The organism is Ruegeria sp. CE9 (assembly GCF_056537425.1).
On record NZ_JBQFRO010000100.1, the window covers coordinates 1 to 906 of the forward strand.

General features: G+C 60.9%; 1 protein-coding gene. It reads right to left on the minus strand.

Translation table 11 applies throughout. The annotated features are described in order from the left end of the window. Nucleotides 1–906, minus strand: a 906-nt coding sequence (locus tag ACR0B3_RS24290; RefSeq protein WP_480811279.1) for a multicopper oxidase family protein, incomplete at both ends; no start/stop codon positions are given.

A 906-nucleotide genomic window follows, 5' to 3' on the forward strand; every position in this document is an offset into this window, starting at 1 on the left:
GGCCCGAACGCGCCGTCGGGGCGCAGCTCGCGGAAATGCATCCCGTGCAGGTGCATCGCATGTGGGAAAACGGTCTGGTTCTCGATCTTCAGGCGCACCGGCTCGTTCAGGGATAGATCGGCCAGTGGCGTGTAGGTCATTTCGGCGACATCATTCAGGGCCCAGAATTTGCCCGCTTGGGCAAGCTGACGGAATCCAAGACGTTCCCCGCCAAGCAATGCGGACTGCATTCGCCCCATTGCCCCGCCGGACATGACCAGTCGCAAATCACGCGCATCGGCAAGGTCCGGGGCGTGTGCCGCGGGGTTCGGCGGCAACGGCAGTGGCTTGCCTCTTGGTACTGAACTGGCTGTGCCGTTGACCAGAAAACTCACCAACGGGGTCAGTTGATCATCATCGCCGATGCGAAGCAATTGGGCGGTGCCGCCTTCGTCTTCGGTCACATCCACAATTAAGTCGACGCGCTGTGCCGGGCCGAGGATCAACTCGCCGTCAACCGACTGGGGTTGGCCGGTTGGCATTCCATCCACGGCCACCGTCCAGCCACTGAATCCAGAGAGCCTCAGCGGGAAAATTCGAGCGCTTGCTGCGTTGATGATCCGCAAGCGAATGCGCTCGTTGCGCTGCGCGGGCAAGGTCAGGTCATAGCGCCCGTTGGTCGTGATAAAGTTGCCGGTACGTCCACCGTGGCTCATCATCATGGGCTGTTCGAAATTGTCGAACAGCTGCCCGCTCTCAGGGTCGAGCAACCAGTCCTCCAGAACGATGACTTCCTCGCGGTCGATGTCCGGTCCATCGACCTCTTCGACGATCAAGGCACCGCGCAGACCACGCGCGACTTGCTCGTATGAGCGATTATGCGCGTGATACCAATAGGTGCCCGCGTCCGGTACGACGAAGTCGTAG